At 68.7% G+C, this 18138-nt stretch carries 22 protein-coding genes and 3 pseudogenes; 13 read left to right on the top strand and 12 right to left on the bottom strand.

Translation table 11 applies throughout. The annotated features are described in order from the left end of the window. Positions 1–51: 51 nt before the first annotated feature. The 4 genes from LDL48_RS40765 to LDL48_RS40750 all read right to left on the bottom strand — a co-directional run bounded on the left by LDL48_RS40765 (position 52) and on the right by LDL48_RS40750 (position 3192). Positions 52–1167 carry a hypothetical protein gene (locus tag LDL48_RS40765; protein WP_225260547.1) on the bottom strand — a complete coding sequence of 372 codons (1116 nt, stop codon included), beginning with the start codon at positions 1165–1167 and terminating at the stop codon, positions 52–54. Positions 1168–1345: 178 nt separating this feature from the next. After that, positions 1346–1804: an SRPBCC family protein gene (locus tag LDL48_RS40760; protein WP_225260546.1), complete on the bottom strand. Its 459-nt coding sequence runs from the start codon at positions 1802–1804 to the stop codon at positions 1346–1348. Positions 1805–1836: 32 nt separating this feature from the next. Next, positions 1837–2586: a VOC family protein gene (locus LDL48_RS40755; protein WP_225260545.1), complete on the bottom strand. Its 750-nt coding sequence runs from the start codon at positions 2584–2586 to the stop codon at positions 1837–1839. A 9-nt stretch (positions 2587–2595) separates the two neighbouring features. Further along, complete coding sequence (locus LDL48_RS40750) at positions 2596–3192, bottom strand: hypothetical protein (protein WP_225260544.1); 597 nt, start codon at positions 3190–3192, stop codon at positions 2596–2598. A 418-nt stretch (positions 3193–3610) separates the two neighbouring features. On the opposite strand from LDL48_RS40750, the gene LDL48_RS40745 reads away from it, so the two are divergent. Together LDL48_RS40745 and LDL48_RS40740 are read left to right on the top strand one after the other, a co-directional pair. Next, on the top strand, positions 3611–4759 hold the full coding sequence (locus LDL48_RS40745; RefSeq protein ID WP_225260543.1) for an erythromycin esterase family protein: 1149 nt from the start codon (positions 3611–3613) through the stop codon (positions 4757–4759). Positions 4760–4795: 36 nt separating this feature from the next. Beyond that, a complete protein-coding gene (locus tag LDL48_RS40740) occupies positions 4796–5239 on the top strand; it encodes a hypothetical protein (RefSeq protein WP_225260542.1) in 444 nt (147 codons plus the stop codon). A gap of 3 nt (positions 5240–5242) precedes the next feature. Here LDL48_RS40740 and LDL48_RS40735 read toward each other — a convergent pair whose 3' ends face one another. Together LDL48_RS40735 and LDL48_RS40730 are read right to left on the bottom strand one after the other, a co-directional pair. Beyond that, positions 5243–5410: a hypothetical protein gene (locus LDL48_RS40735; protein WP_225260541.1), complete on the bottom strand. Its 168-nt coding sequence runs from the start codon at positions 5408–5410 to the stop codon at positions 5243–5245. Between the two features lie 80 nt (positions 5411–5490). After that, complete coding sequence (locus tag LDL48_RS40730) at positions 5491–6885, bottom strand: NsdA family TPR-like regulatory protein (RefSeq protein ID WP_225260540.1); 1395 nt, start codon at positions 6883–6885, stop codon at positions 5491–5493. A 392-nt stretch (positions 6886–7277) separates the two neighbouring features. On the opposite strand from LDL48_RS40730, the gene LDL48_RS40725 reads away from it, so the two are divergent. Next, the gene (locus LDL48_RS40725; protein WP_225260539.1) at positions 7278–7724 is read left to right on the top strand and encodes a hypothetical protein; all 447 of its coding nucleotides are present in this window, start codon (positions 7278–7280) and stop codon (positions 7722–7724) included. Here LDL48_RS40725 and LDL48_RS40720 read toward each other — a convergent pair. Next, positions 7714–8274 (bottom strand): TetR/AcrR family transcriptional regulator, encoded by a 561-nt coding sequence (locus LDL48_RS40720; protein WP_225260538.1) that lies wholly within the window; start codon positions 8272–8274, stop codon positions 7714–7716. The genes LDL48_RS40725 and LDL48_RS40720 overlap by 11 nt on opposite strands. 98 nt (positions 8275–8372) lie before the next feature. Between LDL48_RS40720 and LDL48_RS40715 the strand changes: the two genes are divergently transcribed. The 3 genes from LDL48_RS40715 to LDL48_RS40705 all read left to right on the top strand — a co-directional run bounded on the left by LDL48_RS40715 (position 8373) and on the right by LDL48_RS40705 (position 10760). Beyond that, the gene (locus LDL48_RS40715) at positions 8373–9419 is read left to right on the top strand and encodes an NAD(P)-dependent alcohol dehydrogenase (RefSeq protein ID WP_225260537.1); all 1047 of its coding nucleotides are present in this window, start codon (positions 8373–8375) and stop codon (positions 9417–9419) included. Next, positions 9416–10075 carry a Type 1 glutamine amidotransferase-like domain-containing protein gene (locus tag LDL48_RS40710; RefSeq protein WP_225260536.1) on the top strand — a complete coding sequence of 220 codons (660 nt, stop codon included), beginning with the start codon at positions 9416–9418 and terminating at the stop codon, positions 10073–10075. Before LDL48_RS40715 ends, LDL48_RS40710 begins: the two co-directional genes overlap by 4 nt. A 286-nt stretch (positions 10076–10361) precedes the next feature. Next, positions 10362–10760: an NUDIX hydrolase gene (locus LDL48_RS40705; RefSeq protein ID WP_225260568.1), complete on the top strand. Its 399-nt coding sequence runs from the start codon at positions 10362–10364 to the stop codon at positions 10758–10760. A gap of 21 nt (positions 10761–10781) precedes the next feature. Here the strand turns inward: LDL48_RS40705 and LDL48_RS40700 are convergent, their stop codons facing one another. Both LDL48_RS40700 and LDL48_RS40695 read right to left on the bottom strand, forming a co-directional pair. Further along, positions 10782–11432 carry a hypothetical protein gene (locus LDL48_RS40700; protein ID WP_225260535.1) on the bottom strand — a complete coding sequence of 217 codons (651 nt, stop codon included), beginning with the start codon at positions 11430–11432 and terminating at the stop codon, positions 10782–10784. A 266-nt stretch (positions 11433–11698) separates the two neighbouring features. After that, a complete protein-coding gene (locus tag LDL48_RS40695; protein ID WP_225260534.1) occupies positions 11699–12508 on the bottom strand; it encodes a DUF4231 domain-containing protein in 810 nt (269 codons plus the stop codon). A gap of 616 nt (positions 12509–13124) precedes the next feature. On the opposite strand from LDL48_RS40695, the gene LDL48_RS40690 reads away from it, so the two are divergent. Beyond that, positions 13125–13544 (top strand): hypothetical protein, encoded by a 420-nt coding sequence (locus LDL48_RS40690; RefSeq protein ID WP_225260533.1) that lies wholly within the window; start codon positions 13125–13127, stop codon positions 13542–13544. 8 nt (positions 13545–13552) lie between these two features. On the opposite strand, the pseudogene LDL48_RS40685 reads toward LDL48_RS40690, so the two are convergent. The 3 genes and pseudogenes from LDL48_RS40685 to LDL48_RS44085 all read right to left on the bottom strand — a co-directional run. Further along, a pseudogene (locus LDL48_RS40685) lies at positions 13553–14275 on the bottom strand (PP2C family protein-serine/threonine phosphatase). Continuing rightward, on the bottom strand, positions 14272–14874 hold the full coding sequence (locus LDL48_RS40680) for a UTRA domain-containing protein (RefSeq protein ID WP_225260532.1): 603 nt from the start codon (positions 14872–14874) through the stop codon (positions 14272–14274). Before LDL48_RS40680 ends, LDL48_RS40685 begins: the two are co-directional and overlap by 4 nt. An 86-nt stretch (positions 14875–14960) precedes the next feature. Continuing rightward, positions 14961–15071: pseudogene (locus tag LDL48_RS44085) on the bottom strand (GntR family transcriptional regulator); the annotation flags it as partial. Positions 15072–15138: 67 nt separating this feature from the next. Here LDL48_RS44085 and LDL48_RS44875 point away from each other — a divergent pair. The 6 genes and pseudogenes from LDL48_RS44875 to LDL48_RS40645 form a co-directional block, all read left to right on the top strand. Further along, positions 15139–15720: an RRQRL motif-containing zinc-binding protein gene (locus tag LDL48_RS44875; RefSeq protein WP_308016554.1), complete on the top strand. Its 582-nt coding sequence runs from the start codon at positions 15139–15141 to the stop codon at positions 15718–15720. Then, positions 15717–16151 carry a hypothetical protein gene (locus LDL48_RS40665; RefSeq protein WP_225260531.1) on the top strand — a complete coding sequence of 145 codons (435 nt, stop codon included), beginning with the start codon at positions 15717–15719 and terminating at the stop codon, positions 16149–16151. The genes LDL48_RS44875 and LDL48_RS40665 overlap by 4 nt, the downstream gene beginning before the upstream one ends. Continuing rightward, on the top strand, positions 16148–16639 hold the full coding sequence (locus LDL48_RS40660; protein ID WP_225260530.1) for a Pycsar system effector family protein: 492 nt from the start codon (positions 16148–16150) through the stop codon (positions 16637–16639). Before LDL48_RS40665 ends, LDL48_RS40660 begins: the two co-directional genes overlap by 4 nt. 18 nt (positions 16640–16657) lie before the next feature. Continuing rightward, positions 16658–16906: a hypothetical protein gene (locus LDL48_RS40655; protein ID WP_225260529.1), complete on the top strand. Its 249-nt coding sequence runs from the start codon at positions 16658–16660 to the stop codon at positions 16904–16906. Further along, a complete protein-coding gene (locus tag LDL48_RS40650) occupies positions 16903–17826 on the top strand; it encodes a hypothetical protein (protein WP_225260528.1) in 924 nt (307 codons plus the stop codon). Before LDL48_RS40655 ends, LDL48_RS40650 begins: the two co-directional genes overlap by 4 nt. After that, a pseudogene (locus LDL48_RS40645) lies at positions 17826–18138 on the top strand (replication initiator); the annotation flags it as partial. The gene LDL48_RS40650 and the pseudogene LDL48_RS40645, both read left to right, overlap by 1 nt.

Below are 18138 nucleotides of genomic sequence, written 5' to 3'. Positions count from 1 at the left end.
GAACATCACGGATTCGAGCATTAATGCACACCGATGAACGAAAACGCAACGTCAGATCGACTCCTCGTCGTCGATGGGCTCGTCCGGCACCGGTGACTCGTCCGGCGGCACCACCGCGTCGAGCCGGGCCAGGAAATCCTCCAACTGGCCGCGCAGGCTCGCGGTGACCTCGGCCTCGCTGGCGTACACCGGGATCGTCAACGGGCTGACAAAGCCCTGGTCCTCGAAGAGCCCGGCCTGGCCGGGCTCGTGCAACCCGCCCAGCGCCTGCTGGATCCGGTGCCGGTTCCAGCCGCTGGTGGTCTGCACCCACAGCGGTGAGATGCCGAAGCGCGCCCAGGTGCGGGGCAGGAACCCGAACCAGATCGCCACCCGGGTACGGCGGCTGCGCAGGTACCAGCCGTAGAAGATGCGGCCGTGCGACGATCTGCTCCGGTACGCCTCGGCCGGCGACGTGGGGTCGTTCTCGATGTCCCGGTACGTGCGGTCGACGATGCGTTCCAACTGGTGCACCAGGTGGCCGGTGCGCTGGTCCAGATCGCCCGGTTTGACCGGCACGTAGGCGGCGCTGTCCATCACCTCGGTCAGCGCCAGCAGTTGCTCCGCGTCCTGCGCCAGCGTGAACTCGTCCGCGGCGCGCAGGCCGTCCAGCACCCGGGTGACCAGGCTGCGCCAGCTGACCAGGGCCAGGGTGGTATGCGTACCGATCCGGGTGTGCAGCATGCCCACCGGGCCGACCGCGGACGGCGCCGGTGCGGACGCGGCCAGTTCCGGCACCGCGCGCAGCAGCTCCACCCACAGCGTGGGCAGGCGCGCGCTGGGCGCCACCACGAGCAGCATCGCGTCCGTGTCGGCGGGCAGTCGCCGCAGATAGCCGCCCGGTTGCTGCTCGGTCAGCCCGGCGCCGAACTTCGCCTCGACGATCAGCCGTTCCACGCCGGCGGAGTCGGAGCCGACGATGTCCGGCCGCCCGGTGCCCTCCGCGCCGACCTGCCCGACGAACGTCAGGTCGGCCGGCACGGCGCAGTCGGCGGCCCGGGCCAGCCCGGCGATCGCGGCCCGCGCGGCCGGGGCGCGCAGCAGCCAGCTGAGCGCCTCGGTGGCGATGTTCTCCTCGCTGATCGCGAAGCGGCGCGCGAGATGACCCAGGATGCGGTCGTCGGTCACCCCACCAGGGTGGCGCACCGGCCACCCCGGCGGGGACCGATCAGCGGATCCGCTGGGCCAGCTTGGCGGCGGCGCCGCCGATCGCCAGCGTCACCACCGGGGTGGCGAAAGCGGGCAGGCGGGTCTTGCGCATGACCCAGGCGGTGGCCGCACTGGTCACCACGGGCAGCGCCCGCGCTCACTCGCCCTCGGCGAGCGCGGCCAGCCGGTCCAGGGACGCTCGCAGCTTGTCGGCCGTGGTCGACCGGGCCCGGTCCAGCCGCCGCTCGTCGGTCAGCCGGGACCAGTCGTAGGTGTGCGTGACGCGGGTGCGCGCCGGGCCGGCCGGTTCCAGTTCCCAGCGCCACAGGTGCCCGGGCGCGGGCTGCCCCGGCTCGGCGGGCGTCCAGGCGAGGCGGCGGCCCTCGTCGTACTCGACGACGTGGTTCTCCCGGACGTTGCCGCTGGTGTTGGTCATGGTGAAGACCGCGCCGAGGGCCCGGACCCGCTGGCCGGCCGTGGCCTCGGCCAGGTTGTCGTTGCCGTCCCAGCGGGGTTGCTGTGCGGGGTCGGCGATCAGTTCGAAGATCTTGTCGGCCGGCGCGGCGATGTCGCGGGTGGCGCTGACGACCCGCGCGGTTTCCTGGTGATCGGTCACCCCGCCATCGAAGCACGCGGCCGGGCCGCCGGTCAGTGCGCGGGGCCGAGGACGCAGAACTCGTGGCCCTCCGGGTCGGTCAGGCAGGTCCACGGGACGTCGCCCTGGCCGAGATCGAGGTCGGTGGCGCCGAGGGCCTTCAGGCGGGTCACCTCCGCGGCCTGGTCGTCGCCGGGGCACGGCAGCAGGTCGAGATGGACGCGGCCCGGCGCGGCCGTCCGGCCGGGCGTGCGGCGGAACTCGAGGTACGGGCCCACGTCCGCGGCGGAGCGCAGCACGGCGTGATCGTCGGTCGTGCGGTGCCGGGTCCAGTCCGTCGCCGCACCCCAGAACCGGGCCATGGCCGGCGGATCCGCGCAGTCCACCACCACCCCGGCGATCGGCCCGGTGCCCCGGTGCTCCGCCCGGGGTTCCCGTACGCAGAACTCGTTGCCCTCCGGGTCGGCGAGGACCGTCCACGGCACGTCGCCCTGGCCCACGTCCGCGGGTGTCGCACCGAGCGCGCGCAGGCGCGCGACCAGGTCCGCCTGGTGGGCCGCGGAGGTGGTGGCGAGGTCCAGGTGCACCCGGTTCTTCGTCGCCGTCCTGGCGTCCGGAACGGGCACGACGTCGATGCCGACGACCACCGGGTCCGGCCAGACCAGCCCGCCGTGCGGCCCGACGTAGGTGGTCAGGCCGGATCCCCCGGGGTACGCCCGCCAGCCGAGCGCCGCCGCCCAGAACCGCCCGACCGCCGGGTGGTCCATAGCCTTGATGTTCACCTGGACCGGCCGCAGCGCCACGCCGAGATCCTATCCACCGGTTACGCCGGCCAGCGTGGTGACGACGATGGTGCGGTCGCTGAAGAACACCGGCACGGGCGAGCCGCCCTCGACGTGGTACTTCGCGGTGAACGTCGTCCGTCCCCGGCCGAGGCCGTCGAGCACGGTCGTGAACGAGATCGTCTGCGTCACGCTGAACGGGACCTCGATGCCGCTGAGCGACAGGAACGAGCGGCCCGCGCGCTCCAGGCTCGGCGGCTGCGTGTTCGCGCCGGTCGCCTCGAACGAGACCGCCCCGCCCTGGGACAGGATGCCGTCGTTCGTGGACCCGTACGCGACGGTCGCACCGACGGTGACGGCGCACCGGCCGGACCGGCCGACGATCACCGTGACGGACGGCCCGGCCGTGGCCAGGTCGGCGAACGCGCCGGGCGTACCGGCCTGTTCCACCGCGGCGACGCTGTCGGCGGCCACGGCCGGCCGGTCGCGCCCGCTCAGCGACACGGTCACCCACGCACCGCCGGCGCCACCGGCGAGTCCACAGAGGCCGGCGAGCAGCAACCGCCGCCGGGGCATCCCGGGTCGGCCCGGCTCGGGTGGCGGCGGATCCGTGGACAGATCGATCATGGCGGGCCCTTCCCCGTGGTGAACCGGTTGTAGGTTCCCATGTGCGCCACGAGGCCGGAACCGAAGCGCCGCCGGAAGCACGCCGGGATGATCAGCAACGCCGCGCCGGGCCGGCACGGTCCGCTGTCCCCGCCCGCGTGTGAAGACAAGGCACCCACCGCACCCCGACACCACACGCCGCCCGCCCTCCCCGCCCGCGTGTGAAGACAAGGCACCCACCGCACCCCGACACCACACGCCGCCGGCCGGCCCCCTGACGGCGGGTGGAGAAACGGCGCCACCGCACCGCGTAGACGTCGGTGGCCCGGGGCCGGCGCGGAGCTTTCCCCCTCCGCAGGTAGTTGAAGGTTGTGCTGTGCCTAGCTGCTGAGAATCGCGAGAAGTCTCCAATTCGTGGTTCAACGATAGGGTTGAAGGAATGAGTGCTGACGTCACCACTGTCATGAAGTTGCTCCCGGCCACGCCGCGGCTGCTCGCGCTGGGCGAGCCCACCCATGGCGAAGACGTGCTGCTCGACCTGCGGAACGACCTGTTCCGGGAACTCGTCGAGCAGCAGGGCTACCGGACCATCGCCATCGAGAGCGACTGCCTGATGGGCCAGGTCGTGGACGACTACGTGACCTCGGGGACCGGCGACCTGGACGACGTCATGGCACGCGGGTTCAGCCACGAGTGGGGCGCCTTCCCCGGCAACCGCGAACTGGTGCGTTGGATGCGCGCGCACAACGACGGCCGGCCCGCGTACGAACGGGTGCGCTTCGCCGGTTTCGACGGCCCGCTGGAGATCACCGGCGCGGCAAGCCCCCGGCAGGCCCTCACCGCCCTGCACGCCCACCTCACCGCCGAAGTGGGCGCCGGACTGCTCCCCTGCACCGCGGAGACGCTCGACCACCTGCTCGGCACCGACGATCGGTGGACCAACCCGGCCGCGATGCGGGACCCGGCACAATCGGTGGGGCAGACGCCCGAGGCGAAAGAGCTGCGGCTGCTCGCCGACGACCTGGTTGCGCTGCTCGACGCGCAGCCGGCGCCGTCGTCGGACGGCTGGGAGCAGGCCCGGAGGTACGGTCGTACCGCGGTCGGCCTGCTGCGCTACCACCGCTGGATGGCCGACCCGTCGCCGAACCGGATGACCCATCTGCTCGAAGTGCGCGACTCGATGATGGCGGCCAACCTGCTCGCTCTCGCCGAGCGGGGACCGACGCTGGTGAACGCCCACAACGGGCATCTGCAACGGGACCGCAGCACGATTCGGATGGGCGGCGCGCCGGTGCAATGGTGGAGCGCCGGGGCGATCGTGAGTGCCCGGCTGGGCCGGGAGTACGCCTTCCTGGCCTCGGCCATCGGCACGATCCCGCAGCACGGGGTGGATGCGCCGCCTCCGGACACCGTCGAGGGGGCGCTGTATGCGCTCCCGCAGGATCGGTGCGTCGCCGACCCGCGCGAGCTGGCCGATGCGGCGCTCACCCCGCGCGTCTCACCCTGGTACGGCTACGCGCCACTGGACCCGGCCCAGCTGGCGAGCATCGACGGCATCGTGTTCGTCAGGGACGGCCGGCGGCATTAGGCGCCTGGACGCCACGTCGAATGGCATGGTCGAGACATGCCAGATCGCCGGGCCTCGGCCTACCTGTCCTCCGAGCCGCACGACCGCCGCCCGGAGCTGTTTCGGACCGCTGAACTCAACGCGGCCGGCTGGGCCGCCGTCGGCGGGCTCTGCGTCGCCGGTGCCGCGGCCGGGCTGGCACTGGCACGTCTCACCGGCGCGCCGTCCTGGATCACCGCGTCGGCCGGCGCCGCAGCCGCCTTCGCCGCTGTGCTTGCCGCGGATCGGCGCAAGTGGGCGGGCATGCACAGCTCCTACGCCTGGACGGACGACTCCGCCGAGGTCCAGCACATCGCCGGCCTGCTGCAACGGGCCGGGATCGACGCTGCCGCCGACGCCGACCGGGGCTACGGACCGTCGCTGCGGTATCTCAACCGCGACCACCGCCGCGTGGCCCGAGCGTTCCGCGAGGCGGGTCTCCCGCCTCCGACCGCACGCTGAGCGCTATCGGGGCGGAGGCGGGCACTCCAGCACGGCGATCGAGTTCCCGGCGGACAGCCCCAGGTGCGGGTGCCCGGCGAAGATCTGCACTGCCGCGTCGTGTGATTCCGCTTCCACAATGGCGTACCCGATCATGGTGTCGGTGACATCCTCGACCCCGTCGGCCGTCACCCGCTCCGGCCTTGCCGGCCTCGTCGGCCGTGCCGTGGAAGATCGCCAGGAACTTGCCTATCCGCGCACGATAGTCCGTGTCAGTGCAGCATAGAGCGAAGGTCGCAGAGCAGCCTCCGGGCGACGGCGGACCGGCGCGCAACGGGCCCGACCTGTGCCTCGACGCGGTGCAACAGCGCGACGCTCCGTGCGGAATTCACCTCGGGCAGGCGGGCAAGGGCGACTCGGGCTGCGTCGTCCGCCCGGTCGAGGTCACCGGCGGAGAGGTGAGCCAAGCTGAGCCAGGCGCCGTGGCGTAGGGCTGAGCGCTGTGGTGTCGCATCCATCGGGGTGTGGGCTCGGGTCTGAAGCAGATGCGTGGCTTCGCGCAGCAGATTGTGGCGTTGCCCGGGCAGGTGCTCGGCAAGCATGACCAGGCCACGGCCGGTGATCGCGTCCAGCTCCACCTGGTCGATGTAGCCGGCCCACGACGGACCCACCTCGCCGGCCGGCTGATTGAGCAGTTCGCGCGTCCGCTCGCGCATATGGGAGAAGCCCGTGAGGTCCCCGGCGGCGGCGTAGGCCAGGCTGCTGCGGGTGGCCACCAGCGATCGGACGACGGGCGGGCTATGGCGGGCGGCCCGCTGGGCGGCCGAGGCCAGCTGCAGGGCGTCGAGAGGATGGCCGCGGTCCGCGGCCTGATTCGACATCAGAGCCAGGATGCTCGCGGTCAGTGCCGGATCATTGCCGGCGTGGGCTGCCCGCAGGCCGGTCAGGTACCAGCGCTGGGCGTGCCCGTCGTCCGCCGCGTCGAACGCCATGAATCCGCTGGTCTGGGCGAGTTGGGCGAGCGCGGCGGCCAGTCGCCGGCCGGCCGGGGCGTCGTAGGAACCGCGGCGCACCAGCCGCGCGAGCGTGCCGAACTGGTCGGCGACGTAGCCGCGGGCGGCGCCGCCTTGCTGGTCATCGAGCTGCTGCGCCTGGGCGACGATGCCGTCGATCATGGCCAGCAACGGTGGAGTGACCCGTCCCGCCTCGCCGGTAACGGATCTCAGGGTGGACGCCGGTGGGTCGAGAGCGGCCCAGGCCGGGCCGGTGATCGCGGCGCCGGCCACGGCCAGGACAGTGCGGCGGGTGGGCATGGGCTCCCCCAGAAGGCTGAGCAGGCCGGTCCCGTCCCAGGGTAGGTCGCTGCCGTAGTCCGCGCGTAGCGGCGACTGGCCCTGGGAGCGAGGGCGCCCCCACACCCGCTCATAGGTGACATCCATGCCCAGGGCACCTGCCACCACCTGAACGACCAGGTCGGAAACCTCGCCATGAGGCACTTCGCCGCGGCTGATCCACCGGTACGGCGTCTTCTCGTGGATGGTTCGGTTCACCCCGCTGCGGGCCAGCGCCGCGTTGACGCGCCGAGCCAACGTCTCCGGCCGCCACCCAGCCTCCCGTAGTAGCTCGGCCAGACCACTGTTCGCCGGCGACGGGCGGTCCCCAGCCACGGCCCACCTCTTTTCCGCAGCACTGGTTCGACAGAGCATGTCCAGTGAGGACGGTAGCGGTCAGCAGATCGCGGCGCGCCAATCCGCACCATCCGCACCAGCGCCGGAAGGCCGCGCACCAAGGACACCGCCGCCGCCCCTCCCGCAACACCGCTGGCGAGACCAGGGTCAAAGTGCGCAAGCAACCTTCCTCCTGGACGCACAGAAGAGAGCACCATGCCACTCTTGCCCTTCGACCGAAACGACCCACCGTGTCAGCCTCCCGAGAGTTGCGACAACGCCTTGAGGTGGGCCATCGCCTATCAACTGCTGGGCCTTGCGGCGTTCTCGCTGCCGGAATCGGTCAACGGCGCCGCGAAGGCCGGCTCCCGACCGACGCCGGAGGATGAGCGGTGAGCGTTCACGTCGTTGTCGACGAGACGCGCGGCAGGCTCGCCGTAACGGTCATCGATCCGTGCGGCACCGACCCCGACGCCGATCTGGTCGAGATCCGCGTCGAGGACGGCACCAGCACCGTACGGTTGTCGAAGGTCGAGACCGAGTTGCTCGGGCTCTTGCTCAGCCGGCTCGTTGACGACTTCAACGCGCGGGGGCGGCCGGTCACATCGGCCGAGACGGCTCAGCCGGAGGGTCGGTCGATGACCCGGGATGCGCTGCTGAAGGCGCTACTGCCGCTCCCCCGGGAGGCGGAGATCGACGTCCAGATCGGGGCGGAGCACCTCGCTCTCACCGGTCTCGGACCGGCGTGGGAACCCGCCGAAGGGTGGTTCGCGCTTCAGTGCCACCCGTCCGACGTGGTGAGCCTCCTGGCCCTGGAGCGTCACCGGTTCAGCGCATGAAGGCGTCCCGGGCGGCCGCGGCGAGGCTGGCCCGGCGGCGGCGGTGGTCCGCTTCCGGGTCTTCGGGAGTTGCGGTGTACGTCAGGCTGCTCTGCGCCCAGGTCAGGGCCAACCCGATCACCATGGCGTGGATGTCCGTCGCGGGTATGTCGGCACGGACGCGGCCCGTTCGCTGGGCCTCCGCGATGACCTCGACCTTGGCGGTTTCGTCGGTGGCGGAGAACAACGGGCCGACGGGACTGCGCTCCAGGCGCGCCCAGGTGGCGAGGCGCACCAGCTGTGGCTGTTCGAGGTAGGCGTCGTACAGGCGGACCGCGTAGTCCGGCAGGTCGGCGGTCAGCGGTGCCCGGTCGAGGATGTCGTTGACCTGGTCCTCCAGCACCGCGTCGAAGAGCTGCTCCTTGCCCGCGTAGTAGGAGTAGATCTGCGCCTTGCTGACCCTGGCGTCGGCGGAGATCCGGTCGACCCGGGCACCGGCCACGCCGTGTGCGGCGAACTCGGCGGCGCCCGCGTCCAGGAGCCGGCGTCGGCTGGCTTGGGACCTGTCCATCCCGCCAGCATAAACGAACTGGTTCGTTTGCCGGATTCTTGACCGTGGGCTACGGTCGGCAAACGAACCAGTTCGTTTGCAAGGAGAGAGAAGAAGCCATGCGACACGCCACCGGATGGGCCGCGATGGAGCCGGGCGCTCCGCTGCGACCCTGGTCCTTCCAGCGACGTGACCTGCTCGACGACGACGTGGCAGTGCGGATCGAGTACTGCGGGGTCTGTTCGAGTGACATCTCGGCCATCCGGCACAGCGGCGATGCCCCGCTGGTGCCGGGCCATGAGATGACCGGCGAGATCACCGCCGTGGGCCCAGCGGTGACCCGTTTCCGGATCGGCGACAAGGTCGCCGTCGGCAACATCATCGACTCCTGCGGCGAGTGCCCGCCCTGCCGGGCCGGGCGGGAGAACTGGTGCCTGCGGTCCCCGACACTCACGTACGGCGCCGTCGATCCCAAGGACGGCCTGCCGACCCGCGGCGGCTACTCCTCGGAGTACGTCCTGCCGGCGAAGTTCACCTACCACCTGCCCGACGGGCTCGGCCCCGCCGCCGTCGCGCCCCTGATGTGCGCGGGCATCACCACCTACGTCCCGCTCAAGCGCTGGGGTGCGGGTCCTGGCAGGAGGGTCGGCATCGTCGGCATGGGCGGCCTCGGACACCTCGCCCTGAAGATCGCTCACCACCTGGGCGCGGAGGTCGTGCAGTTCACCCGTACCAACGACAAAGCGGCCGAAGCACGCCGCCTGGGCGCCGATGATGTGGTGATCTCCACCGATGAGCGGCAGTTGGCGGCCCAGCAGGGCCGCTTCGATCTCATCCTCGACACCGTGGGATCGCCGCACTCCCTGGAGCCCTACCTGGCCGCGCTGGCCATGGACGGGACGCTTTGCGTCGTCGGCATCCCCGAGGGCGACCTCACCGTCAAGCCGCTCAGCCTCATCGTGGGCGCCAAGACGATCGCCGGCGCGGGCAGCGGCGGCACCCGGGAAACACAGAAGATGCTCGACTTCTGCGCGCGGCACCGCTTGACGGCCGACGTCGAAACCCTGCCGCAGCAGCGCGTCAACGAGGCCCTGGACCGGCTGGCCCGCAATGATGTGCGCTACCGCTTCGTCCTCGACATGACCAGCGAACCGGAGGCACCATGAAGCTCCTGCTCACCTCGGGCGGTGTGACGAACCCCAGCATCAACGCGGCGCTGGTCCAGCTTCTCGGCAAGCCGATCGCCGACTGCCAGGCCCTCTGCATCCCGACCGCGCAGTGGGGTCACCCGATGTGCGGACCGGCCTCGGTGCGGGGGTTCGTGGCGGCCGAGCCCCGGTTCCGGCACCTGTCCGGGCTGGGCTGGGCGTCGCTCGGCGTCCTGGAACTCACCGCACTGCCCACCGTCGGCGCGGAGCGATGGATCCCCTGGGTACGGGAGGCCGACGTGCTCCTGGTCGACGACGGCGACGCCACGTACCTGTGTCACTGGATGCGGGCGTCGGGCCTGGCCGACCTGCTCCCGTCGCTGCCGGACCTGGTCTGGGTGGGCGTCAGCGCCGGCAGCATGGTGCTGACGCCCCGGATCGGAACGTCCTTCGTCGAGTGGCCCGCCGCGCCGGACGACCGCACCCTGGGAGTGGTCGACTTTTCGATCTTCCCGCACCTGGACGCGTTCCCGGAGAACACCATGGCCGACGCGGAGCGGTGGGCCGCCGAGATCGGCGGCCCGGCCTACGCGATCGACGAGCAGACGGCCATCACGGTCGTCGACGGCGCCGCGGAGGTGGTCTCCGAAGGGCGCTGGACGACGTTCGGCTGACGGTTGACCGCGTTGCGTCATCGCCGTCCGCGCCCCGCTTCTCCACGTCAGCGTTCCGATGATGCGAGAATCCCAGCGCGAGATCCCCGGTATCCCAGCGTTCCCGCCCCACGGCCGAGTGGTGCTGGTCGTACAGGTCGGCGATCGCCACGGCACGTTCCTCCAGGCGCTGAAGGTCGAGGAGCGGACTCTGGTCATCGCGTACCCGAGCCGAATTCTGGAGCGCCGCTCCGGTCCGGCGCTACCTTCGTCAACGGCCACCGGCAAGCGCGAGGGAGCACCAGCAATGAGCATCATCGACAAGATCGCCTGGATTCACCTGGAGGACGGCGCGATCCTCAGCTCCCGCTCGCGCGGCAAGGACGTCTACTACCTGCCCGGCGGCAAGCGGGAACCCGGCGAAGGCGACCTCGACACCCTGGTCCGGGAGATCCAGGAGGAACTCAGCGTGACCATCGTTCCGGACAGCGCCGTGCACATCGGAACCTTCCATGCCCAGGCCCACGGACATCCCCTCGGCACGATCGTCCGCATGACCTGCTACACCGCCGACTACCAGGGGGTCCTGCAGCCCGACAGCGAGATCGAGGAGATCGTCTGGCTCACCTACGCCGACCGGCACCGGATCTCGCCCGTCGACCAGCTCGTCTTCGATCATCTCCATCAGATCGCGCGCATCCGCTGACGGCCAGGTCAAGCCTCTCTGTCAGCAATTCGGCGAATCGCCCGTCACGGAAAGCTGGTCACACATCAACCGCTGGAACTGCCCGATCTGAGCCGCCGACTGCTCGAGACGCCCGGTAGCGTCTCTCGTCAGCACCTCGTCCGAAGCCACGATTGTGGAACGCAGGCTGTCCGCGAGCTGGTAGGCCGCAGCATCGCCATGGGTCTGCACCGCACGGAGACCCTCGTCCAGGACGGCGCCCTTCCCTCGGTAGGAACTCGTGAAGTAGCCGCAATTACCCGTGCCGAGTGCCAGAGCCTCGGGCTTGTCAGGCGCCTCAGGATGCGTGCAATGGTAGTGCAGTTCGAGGTAGAAGCGCGCCTGCTCGGCATCCTCCAGGAACTTCTGGTACGCGACCTCGCGCAGGGCTCGCTGTTCGGTATCAATGCTCGCCTTGATTTGTTCCTTGGCGGCCTGATCAGCGCTGGAAAATGTCGCCCAGGCGCCGATCGTCGCGCCGCCCAGCCCGGCCACCAGCCCTACTACCGCCGGAATCAGCACGTCCCTCGCGAGCAGCGATCGCTTCTTGTTGTGGTCATCAGCCTGATCGGCGGGATTCGCCGGGGCTTGCGGCCCTGATCGCGACGAAGGTGTCGCATCCTTCTCCGCGTTGCTTGCGCCGCTACGAGACATGGATGCTCTTCCGATACACCGGTAACCACACTTCGCGCTACTTCGCGTTGCATTGATCACGGGCTCCGGCGTACCGGGAGCTAAGCGGACCATGCGGGACTTGAGCTGCAGTTATGTCGGTAACTGGTGGTCGACGTTGGTCACCGCTGGTCTACCTCGCACGGCATGGCGACGGCATGATCTTGGCGGCTGCTGCCAGCAACCGGACTAGAAGTGGCGACAACGGGGGCCGGTCCTCCAACGCGGGTCTTGAAAGCGCATCCGGGTCATTGCAGCTCGATTGCTCCGCTTTGCTGAACGTCGGACGGCTGGCTCAGTTCGCCCTCACGTTCCGCGTGCCGTTGCCGAATTTCTTCAACCCTTTCCGCCAGGGTCTGCAACCGCTTCTCCTCGCTTACCTCCGCATAGTCGCCGACGGAAAGTGCTGACATGCGGTACTCCCGCTCGATGTCCGTGGCTGTTGACTGCAGATTTGCTCCCTTCTCTCGAAAGCGGAACGTCGTCGAGAAGCTTGCACAGATACCTACGATCAGCGAAAGCCCAACTGCAGCCAACCGACCGTCGGCCGAATCCGCGAAGGTTGCGGTCACTGCGGCTGATGCAAGAGATCCAATGATGACCGAGGACTGCAGCATCGTAGAGGCACGCTGATAACGGTCAGCCCTCCGGCGCAGTCGGCCAATGAGGTCCGGCAGACTGTCCCGGTAGCGAGACCTTATCGTTTGCGATGGTGGAACCTTGCCAGCAAGGAATTCAGATCTCTTAATTTGCGATAGCCGGAGCTGCTCCCTCGCTCTGGCTCGCTCGTCAGTGCTCCCCTCGGTGAGATCACCGATTGTCATCCAAGCTACGATAGTGAGCGCCGGAACAAGCACCGCACCATAAAGCCACCCGCTATCACTGCCTGCGATGACTGTAACGACTATCATCGCTATGCTAAGTACAATTAGGCCGACTCCTACCCCGAAGCCTATGCGCCGACCTAAGGTTATGCTCCGTATTTGCCGTTGGTACTCCGCTATCTTCGTGTCCAACTTTACAACTTGTGGGGAGTGCGGGATTTCTTCGTCGGCCATTGGAGCATTGTCCTAGCTGCATAGCCGTCTCGCACACCCCAAGATGTCTGAGCCATCCCGTCGGCCTTCGTCCACACACCGTGCGGCAGACAGGGCCTGCCTGGGCAAGGTGGAGCACCCTTCGTCTGAACGACCTTGCCCAGGCAGGCCCTGTCTGCTCGGCTTCGCCTGGACGAAGGGTGACGGGATGGCACCACCCATCCCAGAGATCAGAGTCCCCGCCGGAGGCGTCATGCCACCGCAAACAGCAAGCCCCGGAACTGCCGGCTACTTCGGCGGCCCGGGGCTTCTTCGTATTTCGCGCCTGCCGCCGGGCTGGAACCGCCGGGGTGCGCCCCGTGCGCTTGCGCTAAGGGGCGCGGGGTCCCCGAGCGGCGGGCCTCCGGCCCGGCCCTGCTGGGCGGCGCGAGCGGTCCGCGCAGCGGGCCGCCTTGAACCCGTACAGAAACTTCTCACAAAGCTCGACCGACACTCGACCGACACTCGACCGACACTTGATGTCCTGTCACGGCTGACGCTTTACACCGTCGTCCCACCAGATGCTCTACAAGATCAGCGATGCGCGGGATTGCTGGAAGAACTACAAGCTCCCTCACTGCTACGGCACCCTGGGCACATGAACGCGGCAGGTGAGACCGTTCCCGTCTACCACGACGCTTTCGCCAGCTTGGCAAACGTCATCCTGGAAGATTCCTGGATCCTCAGCGTCGATGCCTCGCTGACCGAACTGACGTTCCGAGTTGACCTGGTGCTCGCACCCCTCCACCCGAGCTACAGGCAGCCCGCGACCGGCCAAACACGCTGCTACCGAACGGGAACCCTGGTGGTGGTGAGCGAGTCCGCCGTGATTCTGCGCTTATCCTCCTTGCCCCCAGCCGTCGACGCTGCCGGCGAAGTTGACTACGGCCACATCGACACCTTTGCCCCTGTCGGCGGTCTCGACAATGCAGTGTGGGCGCTCACAGGGGACTGGGGGGAAGTCCTGGTGCGTAAGCCGCGAGTCCGCGTCCAGTTCGACGAGCCCGCAGAAACCTAGACCAGCCGTCAGCCCGTTATGTCGATGACGCATACCGTGACGTTGTCCCGGCCGCCATGTTCGAGCGCTGCGTCAATCAAGTTGTCGGCGGTCTGCGAAGGGCTGTTAGAAGTGTTCAGGATGGCCCTAAAGAGCTCCTCGGGCACGTACGAACTGAGGCCGTCGGAGCACAGGAGAACCCGGTCGCCGGAGCGGAGTTGGAGCGGTGTTAGGTCCGCTGATCGGCCGTCCTTCCGGCCGTCAAGGAAGCGCGTCAACTTCTCAGGCAATTTGGGTACCTCGTTGGCTTGGGCCACCAAGTACTGGTAGGTGTGGTCCTCGCTGATCTGGTTCATGGTGCTGTGCTGTGCTTCGTGGTTCCGCATCAGGTAGGCGCGGGAGTCCCCGATGTTCGCCAAAATGGCCGAGTCGCCCGACCTCAAGATGGCAACCATCGTGGAGCCCATTCCCGCCAGCTCCGGCTCTTGGCGGACTCTCCTCCGAATGGCCTCATCTGCATCGTTGATGGCTTTGCCGAGTACGTCGGTGAGCTGCTCCGCAGGGGTTTCCTTGTCGTACGGCCGCACAGCGTCGATGGCTGTCGTGCTCGCAATGTCACCGGCGACGTGCCCACCGAGCCCGTCGGCGACGACGTATAGCCATTCGCCCTGCTAGAACGCGTCCTCGTTCCGGCGGCGGACGTGGCCAACGTGAGTCCGGCTTGCAGCATCAAACCTCAGGGACGCGCTCATTGGCCGCCTGCCTGTTCTTCGTCAGGCCAGGGCTCCTGGGCAGTTTCATCGCGGTGCAAGATATGCACTGTCTCGACGCGATCGCTGGCAACCACGTATTCCGTGACTTCAACCGGTTTGTCGTCGGCGCCTGACGTCCCTACACGCACGATTTCCAGGACCGGCAGGTTGGTGGAAATCTCAAGAAGGGCCGCCTCTTCCTTGCTGGGCATCCGCGCCCGGTGGATCTCCATCCACTTGATGGGCCAATGGCCGGCCTTCTCGATGCGGTAAAGCCACTCACCTGCAGCAGGGTTGGCATCGACGCTGGCGACGAGCTCGGCGAATCGGGGGTGGATCCAGGAGATACCGATCTGGAAGGGAGCCTCCGATGCTGGTCCCGTCACGCGGAGTCGACGCGGCACTTCGGTACCAGGGTCGACGCCCAGGAGCTTGGCAAGGCGGGCGTCGGTCAGGCGAGCCGGAGAGTTGTCAGCCTTGCCGTGGCGGGTCCATACCTCCTTGCTGCTCGCTGAGGGGAACGAGTAACCGGTCGCATGCTCGTTGCGCTTGACGAGATCACCACGTGGGCGGCGCGGTCGCATGGTGCCGTAGCGCACCGAGATGCCCCGACCCTGCACGCCCAGACGTAACCTTCGGTCTCCAGCAGGGCGACGGCTCGGCCGATGGTGTCGCGGTTCGCGCCGTACTCCTCTGCGAAGTCGTCCAGCCGTGGGAGCCGGGCACCGGGTGGCCATTCTTTGGCTTCGATCCGCTCGCGGATCTTGGAAGCAATGTCCTGGTAGCGCGAGTGCACGGGCAACTCGACACCTCCTCTTCCGAGATTGTCCCAGGACAATCCTTGACACGGGCATGCCGGGTGCGTGTGGGGCTGTGGTCGGCGCGTCACGGCCGAATGCGCGTGCCCGCGCAAAATCCGGCTCTCGCTGACCGCGTTCCAGGACGGCGGCCCGATCGTCTGCGCCAAATGCAACGCCGCGTTTCTGCCTGAAGACGTCGACCGCGACACCTACCCGCACCCCACGTTCGGCCCCACCTGCAGCCACGGCGACGACCAGGCCGACACCACCCCGGCCGACGACCCGGAGGACCCGATGGTGTTCTACGACCCCACCGGCGCCAAGTACGGCATCCCCACCTACCCGTTCAAGTTCGCCCCCGACGGCTACGCCACCCGCCGCCAACTCCACGCCAAGAACTTGCGTCCCGGCGGTCAATCCGTTGCAGCGCAACTGATGTGGCGCAAAGGCAAGCGCGTCGCCTACCTCTACCGCATCGACCTCGCGCTCCCGAAACGGACCGCGACCGCCGCCCAACTCGCGGCCCTCGACAAGGCCAACCGCGCCAAGCGCACCTGCCCGGACTGCGGTCACCTACAGCCCTACATCATCCCGCGCCGGACCGGCGCCTGCCTCGACTGCGACGCCTCTGGCGGTGCGGCATGAGCCTTCTTCACCAGCAGCGTGTCCGCGTCTTCCGTAACTCACAGAGCTTCTTCGCCCCGGAACGGCCGTGGGAGGCGTTCTGCCCATCCTGCGAAATGACCGCTCACGCGATCTGCATGGACGTTTTCGCCACCTGGCACGAGGCCGTTGCCTGGGCTAACAGCCATCTACGGCAGTACCACTGCCGGTTCTGCATCGACCAGCAGATGCCCGCCGGACGCAGCGACGTCCTCGGCGAACTCTACGAACGCTGCCCCGCCTGCGGGCCCGCGTGCGAACACTGCGACGGCCTCGCCGTCTACCCCGCCAACTACAACACCCCGGCAGAGCTTGCCGTCGACCTGCGCGTCCTCAAACTCACGGCCGTCTTCTGCGACGGCTGCCACGGCGTTGTCGCCGTCATCCCACTCGATCCGGAGGTCTACGCATGACCACCACCCCTGACCCCTACACTCCCGACACCACCGCGTCGGCCGTGACCGATGCCCTCACCGACACCAACGCCCTACTGGGTCGTGTCGACACCAAAGCATCCATGCTCCTCGCCGGAGCCCTCACCACCGTCTCTGTCGGCGTCGCCGTCATCGCCAAAACCCGACTCCCCGGCCTCATCACCGCCGGAGCCATCCTCACGGTGGCCCTGATCGCCGCCGCCGTCCTCGCCCTCATCACCGCCGTGCGACCCGCCCTACGCGGCAACCACAGCTTCATGCGCTGGGCCACCGCGCCCACCCCCACCGCCCTACTCACCGAACTCGACAAAACCGACCGCGAACACGCGGCCTACCAAGCCCAACGCCTGCTGTCCCTCTCGCGGACCCTGCACCGCAAATACCAACTCGTCCGGCTCGCCACCGACCTGATGCGAGCCGCCCTGACCACCGCCACCCTCACCGCCGCGCTCGCGGCGATCCTCTGACCCGAAAGGACCACCACCATGCCTGACACCACCACCACCGCTACCGGTACTGACCGGACTTACCTCTACGAGTACTTCTACTCCTACACCGCCAACTTCAACGGCGGACAGACCTTCGGCAACGGCACCGTCACCCGCCGTGCCCCCATCACCTCGATGGACGACATCGCCACCATCACCCGCGAAATCGCCGCCCACTTCCACGTGGCGGACCCGCTCGTCCTGAGCTACAGCCTGCTGCGCCGCAGCCCTCTGGAGCGGCCATGACCACCACCACCAAACCCGTGTCCACCCCGGACACCACCACCGTGCCGCGTAAGCGTTTTACCGCTGACACCCTGCAAGTCGGCGTCCTCGTTTTCATCGTGCTGTTCGTTGGCCTGATGGCCGGAGCGGCCTCGTTCCACCACGTCAAAGACTGGACTCTGCACAACAGCCCTACCGGAACCGACGAATGGTTCGGCTGGGCCAACGCCGTCATCTCCGAGCTGATCCCGACCGCATCCATCATCGAAATCGGCCGTCGCCGACGCCGCAACCGTGATGCCTCGGTGCGGTACCCGATGGTCCTGCTCGTCGGCGCCGTGCTGTTCTCGCTGACCGCGCAGCTCGCCGTCGCCAAGCCCGGCCTGTCCGGCTGGGTGGTTTCCGCCCTGCCCGCGCTGGCCTTCCTCGGCCTGTCCAAGCTCGTCTTCACCGCCACCGCAACACCCCGGCCCACCACCAACCCGGTCACGGCACTCCCGCCGGCCACCTCGCCCGCCACGTCATCCGACACCGAGCGCGCGCAGGTCCGCCCGGCCGCCGCAGCAAAGAAGACCAGGGCCACCACCACTGCCAGGAAAACCGCACCGGCGAAGAAGACACCCGCTAAACGGACCCCGGCCAAGAAGACCACCGCACCCGCAGTACCGGAACCCATCCCGCCCGTACCGGCTCCGGCACCCGCGACTGCACCCGCTGTGACCGTTCAGCAGATCCCGCAACGGCTGCTCGCGAACGCCCGGACCATCGCCGCATCACACCGTCACGAACACGGCGAAGACATCAAACCTAACCAACTCGCGGTCCGGCTCCGCATCCCGACAGCCGACGCCGCCGACATCCTCACCCAACTCACCGACAACCCGCCCACGGCGGCCACCACCCGGCCGCACAACGGCAGCACCGTTGGAGCCAACGCCTGATGAGTAGCTCGACGCTGCCTCTCGCACCCACAACTTCTGTTGTGGGTGCGGGGGAGAACGCCGAGACCTGGCCGTGGGCCAAGCCGACCAAGACGACCGGCGAGCACCCGGACGCCCGGCTCGGGTTCGACCCCGCCGAGACCGCCGCCGCCCGCAGACGTGTCCGTTCCGGCGAGTTCCCGGAATGGCTCGACCACGTCAGCGCCGCCGCCGCGTGTACTCGTCCGATCCGGCTGTCCGGCGCCATCGACGTCAAGAACCCCGACGGCGCGCTCATGCACACCATCGACACCGATTCGATGCCCGACGGCG

This window comes from Jidongwangia harbinensis (assembly GCF_020216025.1).
In the GTDB taxonomy this organism is placed as follows: Bacteria; Actinomycetota; Actinomycetes; order Mycobacteriales; family Micromonosporaceae; genus Actinoplanes; species Actinoplanes harbinensis.
This window is presented reverse-complemented; position numbering and strand designations above follow the sequence as displayed.